The sequence below is a fragment of the Variovorax sp. V118 genome, from assembly GCF_041154445.1.
Classification (GTDB): Bacteria; Pseudomonadota; Gammaproteobacteria; order Burkholderiales; family Burkholderiaceae_C; genus Variovorax; species Variovorax boronicumulans.
The window spans coordinates 4,235,530-4,252,855 of sequence record NZ_AP028663.1 but is presented as its reverse complement, the minus strand read 5'-3'; the positions used below and the strand labels follow the sequence as shown (position 1 = coordinate 4,252,855).

General features: G+C 69.0%; 12 protein-coding genes and 1 pseudogene. 4 read left to right on the top strand and 9 right to left on the bottom strand.

The window, feature by feature from the left end; genetic code table 11:
- Window positions 1-119 precede the first annotated feature (119 nt).
- The gene (locus ACAM52_RS19720; RefSeq protein ID WP_095744097.1) at window positions 120-1,547 is read left to right on the top strand and encodes a short-chain fatty acyl-CoA regulator family protein; all 1,428 of its coding nucleotides are present in this window, start codon (window positions 120-122) and stop codon (window positions 1,545-1,547) included.
- Window positions 1,548-1,559: 12 nt separating this feature from the next.
- On the opposite strand, the gene ACAM52_RS19715 is transcribed toward ACAM52_RS19720, so the two are convergent.
- From ACAM52_RS19715 to ACAM52_RS19700, 4 genes are all read right to left on the bottom strand, one after another.
- Window positions 1,560-3,017 (bottom strand): efflux transporter outer membrane subunit, encoded by a 1,458-nt coding sequence (locus ACAM52_RS19715; RefSeq protein WP_369644376.1) that lies wholly within the window; start codon window positions 3,015-3,017, stop codon window positions 1,560-1,562.
- Entirely contained in the window at window positions 3,017-6,181 is a 3,165-nt protein-coding gene (locus ACAM52_RS19710) for an efflux RND transporter permease subunit (RefSeq protein ID WP_369644375.1), read from the bottom strand. Before ACAM52_RS19710 ends, ACAM52_RS19715 begins: the two co-directional genes overlap by 1 nt.
- A 9-nt stretch (window positions 6,182-6,190) precedes the next feature.
- Window positions 6,191-7,417 (bottom strand): efflux RND transporter periplasmic adaptor subunit, encoded by a 1,227-nt coding sequence (locus ACAM52_RS19705; protein WP_307586362.1) that lies wholly within the window; start codon window positions 7,415-7,417, stop codon window positions 6,191-6,193.
- 206 nt (window positions 7,418-7,623) lie between these two features.
- On the bottom strand, window positions 7,624-8,574 hold the full coding sequence (locus ACAM52_RS19700; protein WP_369644374.1) for a LysR substrate-binding domain-containing protein: 951 nt from the start codon (window positions 8,572-8,574) through the stop codon (window positions 7,624-7,626).
- A gap of 182 nt (window positions 8,575-8,756) precedes the next feature.
- On the opposite strand from ACAM52_RS19700, the gene ACAM52_RS19695 reads away from it, so the two are divergent.
- Window positions 8,757-10,124 carry an amidohydrolase gene (locus tag ACAM52_RS19695; RefSeq protein WP_369644373.1) on the top strand — a complete coding sequence of 456 codons (1,368 nt, stop codon included), beginning with the start codon at window positions 8,757-8,759 and terminating at the stop codon, window positions 10,122-10,124.
- On the opposite strand, the gene ACAM52_RS19690 is transcribed toward ACAM52_RS19695, so the two are convergent.
- On the bottom strand, window positions 10,100-11,041 hold the full coding sequence (locus tag ACAM52_RS19690) for a LysR family transcriptional regulator (RefSeq protein WP_369644372.1): 942 nt from the start codon (window positions 11,039-11,041) through the stop codon (window positions 10,100-10,102). The genes ACAM52_RS19695 and ACAM52_RS19690 overlap by 25 nt on opposite strands.
- A 144-nt stretch (window positions 11,042-11,185) precedes the next feature.
- Here ACAM52_RS19690 and ACAM52_RS19685 point away from each other — a divergent pair.
- Window positions 11,186-12,392: pseudogene (locus tag ACAM52_RS19685) on the top strand (MFS transporter).
- Window positions 12,393-12,456: 64 nt separating this feature from the next.
- Here the strand turns inward: ACAM52_RS19685 and ACAM52_RS19680 are convergent.
- A complete protein-coding gene (locus ACAM52_RS19680) occupies window positions 12,457-12,858 on the bottom strand; it encodes a phage holin family protein (RefSeq protein ID WP_062482043.1) in 402 nt (133 codons plus the stop codon).
- A 222-nt stretch (window positions 12,859-13,080) separates the two neighbouring features.
- Here ACAM52_RS19680 and ACAM52_RS19675 point away from each other — a divergent pair, with 222 nt between their 5' ends.
- Window positions 13,081-14,472 (top strand): HAMP domain-containing sensor histidine kinase, encoded by a 1,392-nt coding sequence (locus ACAM52_RS19675; protein WP_235926745.1) that lies wholly within the window; start codon window positions 13,081-13,083, stop codon window positions 14,470-14,472.
- Window positions 14,473-14,620: 148 nt separating this feature from the next.
- On the opposite strand, the gene ACAM52_RS19670 is transcribed toward ACAM52_RS19675, so the two are convergent.
- From ACAM52_RS19670 to ACAM52_RS19660, 3 genes are all read right to left on the bottom strand, one after another.
- Complete coding sequence (locus ACAM52_RS19670) at window positions 14,621-15,223, bottom strand: response regulator transcription factor (protein ID WP_056578680.1); 603 nt, start codon at window positions 15,221-15,223, stop codon at window positions 14,621-14,623.
- A gap of 76 nt (window positions 15,224-15,299) precedes the next feature.
- Window positions 15,300-16,631, bottom strand: coding sequence for a tryptophan--tRNA ligase (locus tag ACAM52_RS19665; protein ID WP_095744105.1), 1,332 nt, complete (start codon window positions 16,629-16,631; stop codon window positions 15,300-15,302).
- 17 nt (window positions 16,632-16,648) lie between these two features.
- Entirely contained in the window at window positions 16,649-17,320 is a 672-nt protein-coding gene (locus ACAM52_RS19660; protein WP_062482125.1) for a site-2 protease family protein, read from the bottom strand.
- Window positions 17,321-17,326 lie beyond the last annotated feature (6 nt).

Here is a 17,326-nt window from a genome sequence, read left to right as displayed (position 1 = left end):
CTTCGCAATTTACGCAATCGAACGCCCATAATGAAGACCTGAATTGGCAAATCATTGCGAATGAAGACGGCTGATTTTGCAAATATTGCGAATATCACAAAGACCCACGAGGTGACCCGATGAGCAAGACCTTCATGGGCGTGCGCCTGCGCACGCTGCGCGCCGAACGCGGCCTCACGCAGGTGGCGCTGGCCCAGATGCTGGGCCTGTCGCCGAGCTACCTGAACCAGATCGAGCAGAACCAGCGCCCGCTCACCGTGGCCGTGCTGCTGCGCATCAGCAAGACGCTCGGCGTCGACGTGCAGCAGTTCTCCGAGGACGAAGAGGCGCGGCTCGTGGCCCGCATGCGCGAGGCGCTGGCGGACAACCCCGGCGGCGAGGCCGTGGCGCTGCCCGAGCTGCGCGAGGTGGCGTCGCAGATGCCCGCCGTGGCGCGCGCGCTGCTGGCCTTGCATCGCCGCCACCAGGAGGCGCAGGAGCGGCTGGAGCTCATGGCCGCCGAACTCGGCGACGGGCGCGGCGACATCTCGCGCAGCCGGCCCATGCCCTTCGAGGTGGTGCGCGATTTCTTCTTTGCCCACCAGAACCATTTCGACCCGCTCGACACCGCCGCCGAATCGCTCGCCGCCGAGGCCCGTGCGAACGGCGGACCGCTCGCCGAATGGCTCCAGCAGCGGCTTCTTTCGGCCCACGGCGTGCGCGTGGTGCCGGGCGACGAAGGGGAGGGCGCGCTCGACAGCCAGCGCCGCTACGACCCGGCCCGCCGCGTGCTGCGCTTGTCGGCGGGCCTGGAGCCGGGCCAGCAGGCCTTCCAGCTGGCCACGCAGCTCGCGCTGCTGGAGCAGGCCGCGCTGATCGAGTCGCTGGTCGTGCAGGCCGATTTCGGCGACGCCCCGGCCCACGCGCTGGCACGCATCGGGCTGGCCAACTACTTCGCGGCCGCCGTGCTGCTGCCCTATGGCCCGTTCCTGCAGGCGGCCGAGGCGCTGCGCTATGACATCGACCTGCTCGCACGCCAGTTCGGCGTGGGCTTCGAAACCGTGTGCCACCGCCTGAGCAGCCTGCAGCGCCCGGGCGCGTCGGGCGTACCGTTTTTCTTCATCCGCGTGGACCGGGCCGGCAACATCTCCAAGCGGCAGTCGGCCACGCACTTCCACTTCTCGAAGACCGGCGGCACCTGCCCGCTGTGGAACGTGTACGAGGCCTTCGCGCAGCCCGGGCGCGTGCTGCCGCAGCTGGCGCGCATGCCGGACGGCCGCGCCTACCTGTGGATCGCGCGCACCGTGTCGCACGGCCAGCGCGGCTTCGGCTCGCCGAGCAAGACCTTCTCGATCGGCCTGGGCTGCGACATCCGCCACGCCCCGCGCCTGGTCTACGCCAAGGGCCTGGACCTGAAGGACCCCGACGTGCCCACGCCCATCGGCATGGGCTGCAAGGTCTGCGAACGCGTGGCCTGCCCGCAGCGGGCCTTCCCGTTCATCGGGCGGCCGCTGGATGTGAACGAGAACGAAAGCCGGTTCACGCCCTATGCCGTGGCCGGCGCGTAGGGCGGCGGCGCGTCAGTCGCCTTGCGCAGGCTGCTGCGTGCCGGACGCCTCGCTCCACCCACCCCCCAGCGCCTTGTAGATCGCCAGCCGGTTCGTCTGCTCCGTGAGCTGCAAACCGATGAGCGTCTGCTGCGCCGCATAGTCGCTGCGCTGCGCGTCCAGCACGTCGAGGTAGTTGGCGGCACCGCTCTTGAAGAGCGACTGCGAGAGCTCGAAGCTGCGCGCGGTGGCTGCGCGCAGCGAGCGCTGCGCGTCGAGGCGTTCGGCCAGCGTGCGGCGTTCGGCCAGGGCGTCGGCCACTTCGCGGAAGGCGGTCTGCACGGCCTTCTCGTAGGTGGCGATCTGGATCTTCTGCTGCGCCTGCGCCACCTGCAGGTTGGCGCGGTTGGCGCCGCCGTCGAAGATCGGCACGCTGATCGACGGCGCGAAGCTCCAGGCCTTGCTGCCGCTGGTGAACAGGCCCGAGAGCGTGCTGCTCGCGGTGCCGGCCGAAGCGGTGAGCGCGATGCGCGGGAAAAAAGCCGCGCGCGCCGCGCCGATGTCGGCATTGCTCGCGCGCAGCGCGTGCTCGGCGGCGCGCACGTCGGGCCGCTGCTGCAGCACGTTGGACGACAGGCCGGCCGGGGGCACGAGCAGCTGCGCCACGTCGGCGGTCGTGGCGGCGCTCGGCAGCAACTCGGGCGGCGGCGTGGCGCCGACCAGCAGCGCCAGCGCATTGCGGTCCTGCTCGACCTGGCTGTCGAAGGCCGCGGCGTCGGCGCGCGCGGCATCGACGGTGCTCTGCGCCTGCGCCAGCGCCAGGCCCGACTGCGCGCCGAGCGCATGGCTGCGCTGCACCAGCTCGAAGGACTTGCGCTGGCTCTCGAGCGTGCCGCGCGCCAGCTGCAGGCGCTGCTCGTCGGCGGCCAGTTGCAGCCACGCCGTGGCGACGGAGGCCACGAGGCTGATCTGCGTGCTGCGCTGCGTCTCCTCGGTCTGGAAGTAGCCCTGCAGCGCCGATTCGCCGAGGTTGCGCACCCGCCCGAACAGGTCGAGCTCGTAGGCCGTCATGCCGAGGTTGGCGCTGTACTGCGAGGCGATGCGCGATTCGCCGCTGGTCGACAGGCTGCCCGGCGTGCGCGAGCGCGTGCCGGCGGCGCCCGCGTTGACGGTGGGGAACAGGTCGGCCCGCGCGATGCCGTACTGGGCGCGCGCACGCTCGATGTTGAGCGCCGCCACGCGCAGGTCGCGGTTGTTGGCGAGCGCGAGTTCGATCACGCCTTGCAGCTGCTTGTCGACGAAGAAGTCGCGCCAGCCGATATCGAGTGGAGTCGCTGCGGTGACGCCGGCCGAGGGCAGGGCCGATGGCACCGGCGAGGCGGGCGTTTCATACGCAGGCGCGAGGTTGACGCAGCCGGCGAGCACGGCCGAGGCCAGGGCGGCGCAGGCCAGTGCGCGCAGGGGAAGGCGGGGCAGGAGAGTGCGCGTCATCACTGGGCTCCCTGTTCCGCGGGCAAGGCATCCGGCGGCGTTTCGGCCGGCTTGCGGCGGCCTTCCAGCCAGCCGCGGATCATCGCGAAGAACAGCGGCACGAAGAAGATGCCCAGCGCCGTGCCGACCACCATGCCGCCCAGCACCGCGGTGCCGATCGACTGGCGCCCACCTGCGCCCGCGCCGGTGCCGATGGCCAGCGGCAGCACGCCGAAGCCGAAGGCCAGCGAGGTCATGAGGATGGGGCGCAGCCGCAGCCGCACGGCCTCCAGCGTCGCCTCGATCACGCCCTTGCCCTGCTCCTGCAGCTGCTTGGCGAACTCGACGATCAGGATCGCATTCTTCGACGACAGCCCCACGGTGGTCAGCAGGCCGACCTGGAAGTACACGTCGTTGCTCAGGCCGCGCAGGCTGGTGAACAGCAGCGCGCCGACGATGCCCAGCGGCACCACCAGGATCACCGAGAACGGCACCGACCAGCTCTCGTACAGCGCCGCAAGGCACAGGAACACGAACAGGATCGAGATGGCGTAGAGCACCGGCGCCTGCGCGCCCGACAGGCGTTCCTGGAACGAGGCGCCGGTCCATTCGTAGCCGATGCCGGCGGGCATCTGCTTCATCACTTCGTCGACCGCGGCCATGGCGTCGCCCGAGCTCACGCCCGGTGCGGCATCGCCGACGAACTCGTAGCTGGGGCTGCCGTTGTAGCGCTGCAGCTGCGGCGAGCCGTACGTCCAGCGCGAGCTGGAGAAGGCCGGGAACGGCACCATCTGGCCCAGGCTGTTGCGCACGCTCCAGCGGTCGATGTCGGTGGGCAGCATGCGGAAGGCCGTGTCGCCCTGCATATACACGCGCTTGACGCGGCCGTTGTCCAGGAAGTCGTTGATGTAGGTGCCGCCCATCGCGCTCGACAAGGTGCTGTCGATGTCGGACGTGGCCAGGCTGGCCGCGCCGGCGCGCGCGTCGTCGATGTCCACCGCGAACTGGGGCGTGTCGTCCAGGTTGTTGCTGCGCACGTTCGCCACCTCGGGGCGCTTGGAGAGCAGGTCGATGAGCTGGTCGCGCGCCTTCACCAGTGCGTCGTGGCCCAGCCCGTTGATGTCCTTCAGGTGGAAGTTGAAGCCCGCGTTGGCGCCGAGCCCGCGCACCGCCGGCGGCAGCAGCACGAAGATGCGCGCGTCGCGAATGGTCGACAGCTCCTTGTTGGCGCGCCGCGCGAGTTCGGCGGCCGACTGGCCGGCGCCTTCGCGTTCGGCCCAGTCTTTCAGCTTCACGAAGGCGCGCGCCGAACTCTGGTCGCCGTTCTGCCCGGTGATCACGTTCACGCTCACCACCTCGGGTTGCTTGGTGAAGTAGTCCTGCATCTGCGTGACCACCGGCTGCAGGCGCGCGTCGGACGCGCCCGGCGGCAGCGTCACCTGCACCTGCAGGAAGGCCTGGTCTTCATCGGGCAGGAAGGAGGTGGGCAGGCGCATGAACAGCAGCGCCATCACGGCCGCGATCAGCAGGTACACCACCAAGCTGCGCTTGCCGCGCCGCACGATGCCGCCGACGATGCCCTGGTAGCGGTCGGCGCCCTGGTCGAAGCGGCGGTTGAAGCCCGCGAAGAAACGGTCGACCGCGCCCAGCACGCCCTTGCGCGGGGCCGCGTGGCCGCCCTTGGCGACAGGCTTGAGCAGCGTGGCGCACAGCGCCGGCGTGAGCGTGAGCGCCACGAACACCGACAGCGCCATGGCCGAGACGATGGTGATCGAGAACTGGCGGTAGATCACGCCGGTCGAGCCGCCGAAGAAGGCCATCGGGATGAACACCGCCGACAGCACCAGCGCGATGCCCACGAGCGCGGGCGTGATCTCGGCCATCGACTTGCGCGTGGCCTCCTTGGGCGAGAGCCCTTCCTCGTGCATCACGCGCTCGACGTTCTCCACCACCACGATGGCGTCGTCCACCAAGAGGCCGATGGCCAGCACCATGCCGAACATGGTGAGCGTGTTGATCGAGTAGCCCGCCACGGAGAGCACGCCGAAGGTGCCCAGCAGCACCACCGGCACGGCAATGGCCGGGATCAGCGTGGCGCGGAAGTTCTGCAGAAAGATGTACATCACCAGCACGACCAGCACCATGGCCTCGGCCAGCGCCTTCACCACCTCGTCGATCGACGCGCTCACGAAGGGCGTGGTGTCGTAGCTCACGAAGGTTTGCATCTGGTTGGGAAAGAGCGGCTGCAGCTCGGCCACCTTGGCCTTCACGGCCTTGGCCACCTGCACCGCGTTGGCGCCGTCGGCCAGCACGATGCCCATGCCGGCGCCCGGACGACCGCCCAGAACCGAGCGCACCGTGAGGTTCTCGGCGCCCAGCTCGACACGCGCCACGTCGCGCAGGCGCACCACGGCGCCGTCGGGCGTGGCGCGCAGCACCACGTTCTCGAACTCTTCGACCGTCTTCAGCTTGCTGCGCGCCGTGATGGTGGCGTTGAGCTGCTGCTGCGCACCGGCCGGCAGCGCGCCGAGCTGGCCGGCCGAGACCTGCGCGTTCTGCGCGGTGATGGCGCTGCCCACGTCGGAGGGCATGAGCGCGTACTTGCGCAGCTTGTCGGGGTCCAGCCACAGGCGCATGGCGTAGCCGGTGCCCAGCGTCTGCACCTCGCCCACGCCGTCGACGCGGCTGATGACGTCGACCAGGTTGCTGCTGATGTAGTCGCCCACATCCACCGCCGAGGCGCTGCCGTCGCCGGAGAACATCGAGACGATCAGCAGGAAGTCGTTGCCGCCCTTGGTGACGGTGACGCCGCGGCTTTGCACCTGCTGCGGCAGGCGCGACATGGCCTGCTGCAGCTTGTTCTGCACCTGCATCTGGGCCACGTCGATGTTGGTGCCCGCGTTGAAGGTGAGCGACAGCCGCGCCACGCCCGACGAGTTGCTGGTCGACTGCATGTACAGCAGGTTGTCCAGCCCCTTCATCTGCTGCTCGATGACCTGGGTGACGGAGTCTTCGACCGTCTTGGCCGAGGCACCGGTGTAGGTGGCGTTGATGGACACGCGCGGCGGCGCGATGTCGGGGTACTGCTCCAGCGGCAGCGTGCGGATGGCCATCAGGCCGGCGAGCATGACGACGATGGAAAGCACCCACGCGAAGATGGGGCGGTCGATGAAGAACTGGGCCATGGGTCGGCCTCAGCGTGCGAGGGTGGTGGAAGCAGCGTCGGGCGTGGCGCTCGCCACGGCGGCACCCGCCGGCCTGGCGCCCAGGTCGACCGTGCGCACCTTGTCGCCCACCTTCACGCGCTGCGAGCCTTCCATGAGCACGCGGTCGCCCGCGGCCAGGCCGTCGATGACCTGCCAGCGCGTGCCGATGGCACGGCCGATGCGGATGGGCCGCTTCTGGACCTTGTCTTCTGCGTCGATCACCAGCGTGGAGGCGCTGCCGTCGGGCGCGCGCGTGACGGCCTGCTGCGGCACCAGCAGCGCGGCGTCGTTCACGCCTTCCTGCAGCACGGCGCGCACGTACATGCCGGGCATCAGCAGCTTGTCGGGGTTGGGCACCACGGCGCGCAACGTGACGCTGCCGGTGCCGGCATCGACCGTCACGCCGCTGAAGGTGAGGCGCCCGGCGTGCGGGTAGGGGCTGCCGTCTTCCAGCAGCAGCTGGATGCGCGCCTCGGCCTCGCTGGCGCGCTGCAGCCGGCCGCTGGCCAGTTCGCGCTTCAGGCGCAGCAGCTCGCTGCTCGATTGCGTGACGTGCACGTGGATCGGGTCGAGCTGCTGCACGGTGGTCATGGCCGCCGCCTGGTTGGCTGTGACCAGCGCGCCCGGCGTGACGGTGGACAGCTCGGCCCAGCCGGTGATCGGCGAGGTGATGCGCGTGTAGCCCAGCTGGATGCGCGCGGTCTGCTCGGCGGCGCGGGCCACGCCGAGGTCGGCTTCGGCCTGCTGCTCGGCGGCTTGCGTTTCGTCGAACACCTGGCGGCTGATGGCGTCGATCTTCACCAGCTCGGCATTGCGCTTGGCCACGGTGCGGGCCGTGGCCAGGGCCGACTCGGCCTTGCGCACGCTGGCCTGCGCGCTGGCGTGGGCGGCCTGCAGCGAGGCGGGGTCGAGCTGGTAGAGCACCTGGCCGGCCTTGACCTGCGAGCCTTCGGTGAAGAGCCGCTCCTTGAGGATGCCGCCGACCTGCGGGCGGATCTCGGCGATCACCGGGGCCGCGGTGCGACCGGGCAGCTCGGTGCTCAGGGCCAGCACCTCGGACTTGAGCGTGACGATGCCGACTTCCTTTGCCGGGGCGTTGGCCGCCTTGGCCGCACCGGCGGCCTCCACATTGGTGCGCGAGCACCCCGCGAGGGCGGCGGCGATGCACAGGGCCGTGAGGAGCGGGGCGGAGCGGGAGGCAAAGTGGACGGGCATGGACAGGCAGAAGTAACGAAAGCCAAAGATGGAGCGGGCTCGCGCCGTCGAGTTCAATGCCGCGGCGCGGGGGCGGCGAACTTTACAGAGCGGAAACCGTGCCATGTCCCGAGGGGACGGGCGGGTGGCGCCGAGTGTGCGGCCCCACAGTTAAGCGGGTGTGAAGCGGGGCATTGCCCGCATGAAAAACCCGCCTGAAGCGCTCTCTATGGCTTCTTCTTCGCCTGCGCGACCAGGAAATCGACCAGCAGCTGCAGCGGGCCGACCGCGTTGTCGGTGCGGTACAGGATGCCCAGCGGCGCGATGGGCGCGTTCATGCGCAGCGGCAGCTCGGCCACGGCCGCGCGGTCGAGCTGGTCGAGCACGGTGCGCGGCACCGGCACCACCACGTCGGGCTGCGAGAGCAGGGCGCGCACCAGCTGCGGCGTGAGCACCTGGATGGCATGCGGGCGCGGCACGATCCGCTCGGCGGCCCAGGCGGCTTCCATCACCTGGCGCACCGCGAAGTGCGCGGGCGGCAGCACCCAGCGCGAATCGGCGAGGTCGCGCAGCCGCAGGCGCTTGCGCTGCACGGCCGGGTGGCCGATGCCGGCGATGACCACCACCTCGTCGCTGCGCAGCGGCACGAAGCGGTGGGCGTCGGGCACGCGCGCCGGCTGGCGCAGCAGCACGGCGTCGAAGGCGCCCGCGCGCAGGCCGATCGTGAGCCTCTCGATGTTGCCTTCCTCGATGAACAGGCGCAGCTTGGGGTGCTTGGCATGCAGCAGGTTCAGCGCGGGCTGCAGCACGCTGGCGATGGCCGCCTCGATGGCGCCGATGCGCAGCGCGCGCGTCTCCTGCGCGGCCAGCGCCGCGAGGCCGTCGCTGGCCACCTGCATGGCGTCGATCACCATGCGCGCGTGCAGCGCCAGCAGACGCCCGGCCTCGGTGATGCGCATGCCGCGCGCGTGGCGCTCGAACAGCGGCGTGTCGAGCAGGCCCTCGACCTCCTGCAGCATCTGCGTGGCCGCCGGCTGGCTGATGTGGATCGCCTCGGCCGCGCGGCGCAGGTGCGAGTGCGCGGCCAGCGCGTCGATGAGCTTCAGGTGGCGCAGGCGCAGGCGCGCGAGCAGCCGCTCGTGCAGCACGGAAGAGGGTGTGGGCGTGTCGGCAGCCATCGATAGGCAATCATTATCAGTCGATGCAAAAGCGATTGGACGCCAATCGGTGGCCTTCCTACGCTCACGGGGTCGGGCGGCAGACAAGGGCGCATCGGCTGCCGGCCCGACGGGGCCGTGCGGACGAAGGGCTCCCGCCCGGCGGGTCCTTCCCTTTCTTGCTTTTCAGACAACACATCACCATGTCCCACCGATTCCGTCCGGCCACGCGCCTGTGCCTGCCCATCGTCCTTGCCGTCTCGTCCCTGTGCGCCTCGGCGCAGGAGGCGCCCGCGGCTGCTGCCGCATCGCCTGCGCCGGCCGCTGCCGTGCCGCTGTATCCGCTGATCGCCGAGCGCTCCAAGGCCATCGAGCAGAAGGTGATCGACTGGCGCCGCGACATCCACCAGCACCCCGAGCTGGGCAACCAGGAAAAGCGCACCGCCGCGCTGGTCGCGGCCCACCTGAAGGCGCTGGGCTACGAGGTGCGCGAAGGCGTGGCCGTGACCGGCGTGGTCGCCACGCTGCGCGGCGGCAAGCCCGGCCCGGTGGTGGCGCTGCGCGCCGACATGGACGCGCTGCCCGTGAAGGAACAGGTCGACGTGCCCTTTGCTTCCAAGGCGCGGGCCCAGTGGGGCTTCGCCACGGTCAACGTCATGCATGCCTGCGGGCACGACGGCCACGTGGCGATCCTCATGGGCGTGGCCGAGGTGCTGGCCTCGATGAAGGCGCAACTGCCCGGCACCGTGAAGCTGATCTTCCAGCCGGCCGAAGAAAAACTGCCCAATGCCGAGATCGGCGGCGCGCGCCGCATGCTGGCCGAAGGCGCCTTCGACGCGCCCAAGCCCGACGCGGTGTTCGGCCTGCACCTGGTCTCGGCGCTGAACACCGGGCAGATCGGCTACAAGAGCGGCCCCATCACCGCGAGCTCGGACACCTTCAAGGTCAGCGTGAAGGGCCGCCAGACGCACGGCTCGCAGCCCTGGAGCGGGGTCGACCCGATCGTGCTGGGCTCGCAGATCGTGCTGGGCTTCCAGACCATCGCGAGCCGCCAGGTCAACGTGACCAAGGAGCCCTCGGTGCTCAGCGTGGGCACCTTCAACGCGGGCACGCGCTACAACATCATTCCCGACTCGGTGGAGATGAGCGGCACGCTGCGCACCTACGACGACGAGATGCGCCAGTTCATCATCAAGCGCATGGGCGAGACCGCCTCGCACATCGCGCAAAGCGGCGGCGGCACGGCCGAGGTCCGCGTCGAGGCCGACGGCTACGCCCCCACCGTGAACGACCCGGCCCTGACCGCGAAGATGGTGCCCAGCCTGCAGCGCGTGCCCGGCGCCACGCCGATCGTGATCCCCAAGGGCACGGGCGGCGAAGACTTCTCGTTCTTCGCGCAGAAGGCCCCCGGCCTGTTCGTGATGATCGGCGCCACGCCGCCCGGCCGCGACGCGAACAAGGCCGAGCCCAACCACTCGCCGCGCTTCTTCGTCGACGAGGCCAGCCTGCTGGTGGGCGTGCGCACGCTGACGCAGCTCACGGTGGACTACATGGCAGGCGCGCAGCGCTGACCTGAGCGAATCGGCTGCTCCAGCGCATCCGAAAGCGGAAACAGGTGCTGCGCGATGAAGTCCACGAACACACGGATTCTGGGCGACAGCTGCCGGCTCGACGGCCACAGCACGTGGAAGATCATGTGTTCGCGGTTGTGGTCGTCCAGCACCGTGACCAGGCGGCCCTGTTCCAATTGCTGGCGCACGGCGATCTCCGGCACGCAGGCGATGCCCAGCCCCTGCTCGGCAAAGCAGACCTGCGGATCGAGCGTGTTGGTCACCATGCTGGCCGGCAGGTCGATGGCGGGCGCGCCGGCCGCAAGGCCCAACGGCCACACGTCCAGCTTGCCGGTGCTGGGAAAGCGGTAGAGCAGGCAGGCGTGGCTTGCCAGGTCTTGCGGTTCGCGCGGCACGCCGGCCCGGCGAAAGTAGGCCGGCGCACCGACGATCACCTTGCGGCACGAGCCGATGCGGCGCGCCATCAACCGTGAATCGCCGGGCTCGCCGGTGCGGATGACCGCGTCGAAGCCTTCCTCGATGACGTCCACCAGCCGGTCGGCGTAGTCGATGTCCAGTTCGATGTCGGGGTAGAGCCGCTTGAACGCCGCCAGCTTGGGCATGAACAGCGTGCCCACCGACGGCAGGCTGATGCGCAGCTTGCCGCGCGGTGCGCTCTGTGTCTGCAGCAGTTCCGCTTCGGCCGATTCCACCTCGCAGAGGATGCGCCGGCAGCGCTCCAGGAACAGCGCGCCTTCCGGCGTCAGGTGGACGGTGCGCGTGGAGCGATGGAACAGCCGCACGCCCAGCCGTTCTTCGAGCCGCACGATGGCCTTGCTGACGGCCGAGGCCGAGATGCCCAACTGCTGCCCCGCGGCCGTGAAGCTGCGCGTTTCGCCGGCGCGAACGAAGACGTTCAGCGAACCCAGGTTTTCCATGGAGCGACTTTGATTGATGACTGGAGAGTCATATGTATTTGAAACTTTAGCCCATTTTTCATTGATGCATTCCCGCCCACACTGCGGTGAACGCCAACGCGGGCCACCCGGCCAACGCGGGCACAGACGATGGAAAACAACTGAATGACCACCACAACCGCCACCGGGGGCGAGCGCACTGAACGACTGCCCGTGGCCGCCTTGCTGGCCTTGTCGATGACCGGCTTCCTGGCACTGCTGACGGAGACGATGCCGGCCGGCATGCTCTTGCGCATCAGCCAGGACCTGGGCGTGTCGGAAGCGTTCGCGGGCCAGTTCGTGACCCTCTATGCCATCGGCTCGCTGGTTGCGGCCATCCCGCTGACGGCGGCGACGCTGGGCTGGCGGCGCCGACCGTTGCTGATCGCGGCGCTGGTCGCCGTGCTGGCCTTCAACACGCTCACGGCGCTGACGTCGAGCTATGCAGTCGCGCTGGTTGCGCGTTTCATGGCCGGCATGGCGGGCGGCTTGATCTGGGGGATGCTGGCGGGCTATGCGCGGCGCATGGTGCCCGAGCACCTCAAGGGGCGCGCGCTGGCGGTGGCCGGGCTGGGGGCACCGCTGGCGTTGTCCCTGGGCGTGCCGCTGGGGACGTTGATGGGCGCCACGCTGGGCTGGCGCACCGCGTTCGGCGGCATGTCGCTGCTCACGCTGGCGGTGATGGCCTGGGTCTTCCTGCAGGTGCCGGACTATCCGGGGCAGGCGGCCGAAAAGCGCGCGCCGGTGCGCCGGATCTTCGTCACGCCCGGCGTGCGACCGGTGCTGGCCGTGCTTGCGCTGTGGGTGCTGGCGCACAGCATTCTCTACACCTACGTGATGCCGTTCCTGGCGCCGGCCGGCCTGTCCGATCGGGTCGATGCGGTGTTGCTGGTCTTCGGCGTGGCGTCGCTGGCCGGCATCTGGATCAGCGGGCTGCTCATCGACCGCATGCTGCGCTCGCTGGTGCTGCTCGCCCTCGCGGGCTTTGCTTGCGCTGGCGTCGCTGGCCCTGGGCGTCGCCGGCACGCAGCCGGTGGTGATCTATGTCGCGGTGGCCGTGTGGGGGCTGACCTTCGGCGGCTCCGGGGCCTTGCTGCAGACCGCGTCGGCCGAAGCAGCCGGCCCCGGCGCGGACGTGGCGCAATCCATCCTCGTCACGGTGTGGAACATCGCCATTGCGGGCGGCGGCATCGTCGGTGGCGTGCTGCTGGAGACATCGGGCGTCGGCGCTTTTCCATGGGCATTGCTGGCGCTGTTGCTTCCCGGCCTTCTGATTGCCTGGACATCGCGTGCGCACGGGTTTCCCGCGAAGCCACACCGGTCGTCCCACTGATTCCGAAGAGCGCGCGGCATTTCGCGCGCAACGGGCGGGGCCCGCGAGAAAGGCAGGGGCTCGCTCAGAGCCAGTTGCCGCCCTGCGGCATCTGGATCTGCTCGGCCGGATCGCCGCCGGTCACGAACGAGCCGATGACGATGCTCAGCAGCGAGACGAAGATGCTCGCGAACAGCGCGGTCCAGAAGCCCGACACCTTGAAGCCCTTCACCAGCGCCGCCACCAGCAGGATCATCAGCGCGTTGATGACCAGCAGGAACAGGCCGAAGGTCAGCAGCGTCAGCGGCAGGGTCAGGAAGATCAGCAGCGGCTTGACGATGGCGTTGGCCAGCCCGAGCAGCAGCGCCGACACGATCAGCGCCGAGGTGCTGTCGAACTTGAGCCCTTTGAAGAGATGGCTGGCGACCCACAGCGAGATGCCGGTGATGGCCCAGTGGACGAGGAAAGGGGTGATGTTGTTCAGCATGGCGTGCGGTGTGTGTCGGCAGCCCGCATGGTAAACGGGGCGTCGCGGCGGACCGCTGCGCGGGGCGGGCGGATTTTCTGCGGTTACTTCCCGAAACCATGGCCGACAGGCCGTTAAGATCGCGAACTTCCGGCGCCTGCGCAGGCGCCTGTCTCCATCTTTCTCTGGTTTGGCCGAATCCACCACGGTCATGCATCCATGGCGAATGCGTCGATCGCAAGCGTGACACCCGCTCCGGCGTCGGCCGACGAGGCCGAGTCGTGGGTGCGCGGGGAACTCATCCGCAGCCTGATGCGCTCGGCGCGCGGCTCCTACCTCGTCTCGGCGGCGCTCATGCCTGCCATGGTCGGCCTGAGCTGGGGCCACGTGCCCCGCTGGGAGCTGCTGACCTGGCTGGCCGCCGGCATCATCGCCACCGCCTGCCGGGCCTGGGGCGCGCGCGTGTACGCCGTGCGCTATGCCGGGCGCAGCGCGGTCGCGCAGCAGCAGTTCACCGACCGCTACGGCTTCGTGTGGAGCACCAGCGCGGTGGTCTGGGGCTGCTCCGTGCTGCTGTTCTTCGAGCGCACGCCGCAGGTCAACCAGTTCATGAGCTGGCTCATCGTGGCCGGCGTGGGCACCTTCCCGCTCAACGGGCTGGCGCTGCACCCGCCGCTGCTCAAGCGCTACGTCAACACGCTGTTCATCACCATGCTCGGCGCGGTGCTGGTGCGCCTCGTGGCCGTCACCATGCAGCACCCACATTTCCAGTACGGCTACCTGATGCCGCTGCTGCCGGCGCTGCACTGGTTCCTGCTGCTGCGCGCCGGCCGCAACATCCACGAGACCGCGCGCAACAGCCTGGAGCTGCTGTTCCACAACCACATCCTGATCAAGTCGCTTACGCAGCAGCGGCAGGCGGCGGTGTCGGCCGTGGCCATGAAGAACCGCTTCCTGGCCAGCGCCGCGCACGACATGCGCCAGCCCGTGCTGGCGCTGTCGCTGTACGCCGACTGGCTGCGCAACGAGCCCGAGCTGGTGCTCGAACTGGCCCCGAAGATCGTGCGCGCCACCCACGCGGTGAACGCGCTGTTCGACTCCATGTTCGACCTGGCGCGCATCGACGCGGGCCAGGTGCGCCTGCACATCGAGCGCGTCGACGTGGCCGAACTGCTGCACGACCTGGAGCTGCAGTACCGCCCCGTGGCCGAGAGCCGGGGGCTGGACTTCCGGGTGCACGTGACCGAGGGCTCGTTCCTCACCGACCCGATCCGCGTGCGCCGCATGATCGGCAACCTGCTCGCCAATGCCATCAAGTACACGACCGAAGGCGGCGTCTTGCTGGCCGCGCGCCAGACCCGCGAGGGCATGCGCGTGGAGGTGTGGGACACCGGCATCGGCATCGCGCCCGAGCACCTGCGCGACGTGTTCCTGGAGTTCTACAAGGTCGCCGACCATGCCGGCACCTCCGACGGCTTCGGCCTCGGCCTGGCCATCGTCGCGCGGCTGTCGCACGTGCTGGGCCACCCGGTCAGCGTGCGTTCGCGCCTGGGCAGCGGCAGCGTGTTCCGCGTGGCGCTGCACGATGCCGACGAAGCGGTGGCGCAGGCGCGGGTGAGTGCGTCGGGCGGCTGAGCACGAGAGCGACGCGCCCATAAAAAAACCGCGCTGTTGCGCGGTTTTTTCCTTCCAGTAACACCGAGGAACCGGCTCTGCCGGGCCTCAGGTGTTGCCCCCTGCAAGGGGGTTGGCGTAGCGACACGAAGTGCGCGAAGCCTGGGGGTTAGCCAGACAACAGCCCATTCGTTCTTGCATAGTGCAAGGCCTGCGTACGGCTCTTCACGCCCAGACGGCGGAACAGGCGCCACAGGTGCACCTTCACCGTGTGTTCGCTGATCTCCAGGTCGGTCGCGATGTCGCGGTTGCTCATGCCCTTGTCGAGCATGGCGATCAGCTGGGTCTGGCGCTTGGAGAGCTTGCCGCTGTTGGCGGCCGGCATCTCTTCGGTGTCGTCTTCCGACCCGGCCATCAGCAGGCCGCGCAGGGCGGCTGCCAGCTCGTTGGAGCTGGCCGACTTCTCGATGTAGGTATCAGCGCCAGCCTCGATGCAGGCGTCTTCCATGTCGGCGGCCGGGGCTGCCGAATACACGGCGATCGGCACGTTCGGATAGACCTGCTTGACCGCGATCACGCCCGAGACGCCATTGGTGTCCGGCAGCTTCAGGTCCAGGCAGAAGAGAGTGGGCGCGCCACGCTGCTGGACCGAACTGGCGAGCTTGTCGAGCCGCTCGAGCTCGACGATGTTCTCGGCGGGGCGCAGGCGACGCAGGACCATCACGATCGCGTCGCGCATCAGGGGGTGGTCGTCGATGACATAAATGCTCATGTTTTCTTCCTTTGTGATCGCACCGTCTTCTCTCTTGTCACACCCGCCGGCGGATGGCCTGCGGGTTGTTGCCGGATCAATGTCCCTGGGTGGTGGACGTTGCCTCCGCCAGTGCCTCCAGCGCCTCGGTGGCGGCGCGAGCCTGTTGCGCGTCGACCGGTTCGAGCTGCGCGGCCAGTGCCGTGAGCGCCGCGCCGCGTTGCGCCTGCAAGTCGGCGATGGTACGGCCCGCTTCCTGCGGTGACGCGAATCCACGGCTTTGCAAAAGGGTTTCGCCGCGCGCATCGAGCAGCTTGAAATAGAACAGGCCGTCGGCCTTCTCGCGGTATTGCTTGAAGCTGGGCTTCGCCACCTTGGCGGCCTTGGCACCGGCGCCGTCGCGGCCCGCCGCAAGGTTGCGCAGGCCGACCGCGTGGCGCAGCGAGGTCATGAAGGGGCGCGACAGCTTGCGCGCCTTCTCGGCGCCCAGCAGCAGGATGCGCTCGATCTCGGCCGGGTCGTTCATGAGCGCCTCGTAGCGCGCGCGCAGCGGCGCCACTTCGCGGTCGATGCGCTCGAACAGCACCTGCTTGGCGTCGCCCCAGGCGATGCCGTCGGCATACGCCTTGCGCAGGGCCTCGGTTTCCTCGGCGCTGGCGAAGGCCTGGTAGATCTGGAACAGGGCCGAGCCCTCGGTGTCCTTGGGCTCGCCGGGCGCGCGCGAGTCGGTGACGATGCTGGCGATCTGCTTTTGCAGCTGTGCGCGCGGCGCGAACAGCGGGATCGTGTTGTTGTAGCTCTTGCTCATCTTGCGGCCGTCGAGGCCGGGCAAGGTGGCGACCGCATCGTCGATCTCGGCGTCGGGCAGCGTGAAGTGCTCGCCGTACTGGTGGTTGAAGCGCTGCGCCATGTCGCGCGCCATCTCGATGTGCTGCACCTGGTCGCGGCCCACGGGCACCTTGTGGGCGTTGAACATCAGGATGTCGGCGCCCATCAGCACGGGGTACATGAACAGGCCCGCCGTCACGTCGGCGTCGGGCTCCTCGCCCTTGGCGATGTTCTTGTCGAGCTGGGCCTTGTAGGCATGCGCGCGGTTGAGCACGCCCTTGCCGGTGACGCAGGTCAGGAACCAGGTGAGCTCGGTGATCTCGGCGATGTCCGACTGGCGATAGAAAGTGACGCGTTCGGGGTCGAGGCCGCAGGCCAGCCAGCTGGCCGCAATTTCGAGCGTGGAGCGCTGGATGAGCGCGGGCTCCTGCACCTTGATGAGTGCGTGGTAGTCGGCCAGGAAGAAGTAGCTCTCGACGCCGGCCGCGACGCTCTGGCGCACCGAGTGGCGGATGGAGCCGACGTAGTTGCCGAGGTGGGGCGTGCCCGACGGCGTGATGCCGGTCAGGACGCGCAGGGGAGCTGGAGAAGACGAAGCCATGGGACGAAAGAGAAAACTTAGAGCAGCATTGCCTTGAGCGGCGTGATGAGCAGATTGACCACGAAGTAGCCGGCATCCATCAGCGGGCGCAGCCAGTAGTTGCTGACGATGCCGGCGAGCACCAGCGCCATCACGATGAAGAAGCCGTAGGGCTCGATGCGCGCCAGGAAATTCTGCGCCGGGCCGCTGGGCAGCAGGCCGGCCAGCACGCGGCCGCCGTCGAGCGGGGGCAGCGGGAACAGGTTGAAGGCCCACATCACGAGGTTGACCAGCACGCCGCCCTGGCACATCTTGATGAAAAAGGTTTCACTGACGCCAGCCGCGACGATCACGATGAGCAGCACGGCCCACAGGATGGCCTGGATGAAATTGGAGGCAGGGCCCGCGAGCGCGACCCACACCATGTCGCGCTTGGGATGGCGCAGGCGGTTGAAGTTGACCGGCACCGGCTTGGCATAGCCGAACAGGAAGGCGCCCGAGGTCGCGAAGTACAGCATCAGCGGCATCAGGATGGTCCCGATGGGGTCGATGTGCTTCATGGGGTTGAGCGTCACGCGGCCCATCATGGCGGCGGTGTTGTCGCCGAAGTGGCGGGCCACGTAGCCATGCGCCGCTTCGTGCACGGTGATCGCGAAGATCACCGGCAGTGCGTAAATCAGAACCGTCTGTATCAGATTGGAAATATCCACTGCGCG

What these genes read in the sequence shown, in the direction of transcription:
- ACAM52_RS19695 (WP_369644373.1), top strand. Translation starts at nt 8,757, where the DNA reads ATGTCCCACCGATTCCGTCCGGCCACGCGCCTGTGCCTGCCCATCGTC.
- ACAM52_RS19715 (WP_369644376.1), bottom strand. Translation starts at nt 3,017, where the DNA reads ATGACGCGCACTCTCCTGCCCCGCCTTCCCCTGCGCGCACTGGCCTGC.
- ACAM52_RS19700 (WP_369644374.1), bottom strand. Translation starts at nt 8,574, where the DNA reads ATGGCTGCCGACACGCCCACACCCTCTTCCGTGCTGCACGAGCGGCTG.
- ACAM52_RS19665 (WP_095744105.1), bottom strand. Translation starts at nt 16,631, where the DNA reads ATGGCTTCGTCTTCTCCAGCTCCCCTGCGCGTCCTGACCGGCATCACG.
- ACAM52_RS19710 (WP_369644375.1), bottom strand. Translation starts at nt 6,181, where the DNA reads ATGGCCCAGTTCTTCATCGACCGCCCCATCTTCGCGTGGGTGCTTTCC.
- ACAM52_RS19670 (WP_056578680.1), bottom strand. Translation starts at nt 15,223, where the DNA reads ATGAGCATTTATGTCATCGACGACCACCCCCTGATGCGCGACGCGATC.
- ACAM52_RS19690 (WP_369644372.1), bottom strand. Translation starts at nt 11,041, where the DNA reads ATGGAAAACCTGGGTTCGCTGAACGTCTTCGTTCGCGCCGGCGAAACG.
- ACAM52_RS19705 (WP_307586362.1), bottom strand. Translation starts at nt 7,417, where the DNA reads ATGCCCGTCCACTTTGCCTCCCGCTCCGCCCCGCTCCTCACGGCCCTG.
- ACAM52_RS19680 (WP_062482043.1), bottom strand. Translation starts at nt 12,858, where the DNA reads ATGCTGAACAACATCACCCCTTTCCTCGTCCACTGGGCCATCACCGGC.
- ACAM52_RS19720 (WP_095744097.1), top strand. Translation starts at nt 120, where the DNA reads ATGAGCAAGACCTTCATGGGCGTGCGCCTGCGCACGCTGCGCGCCGAA.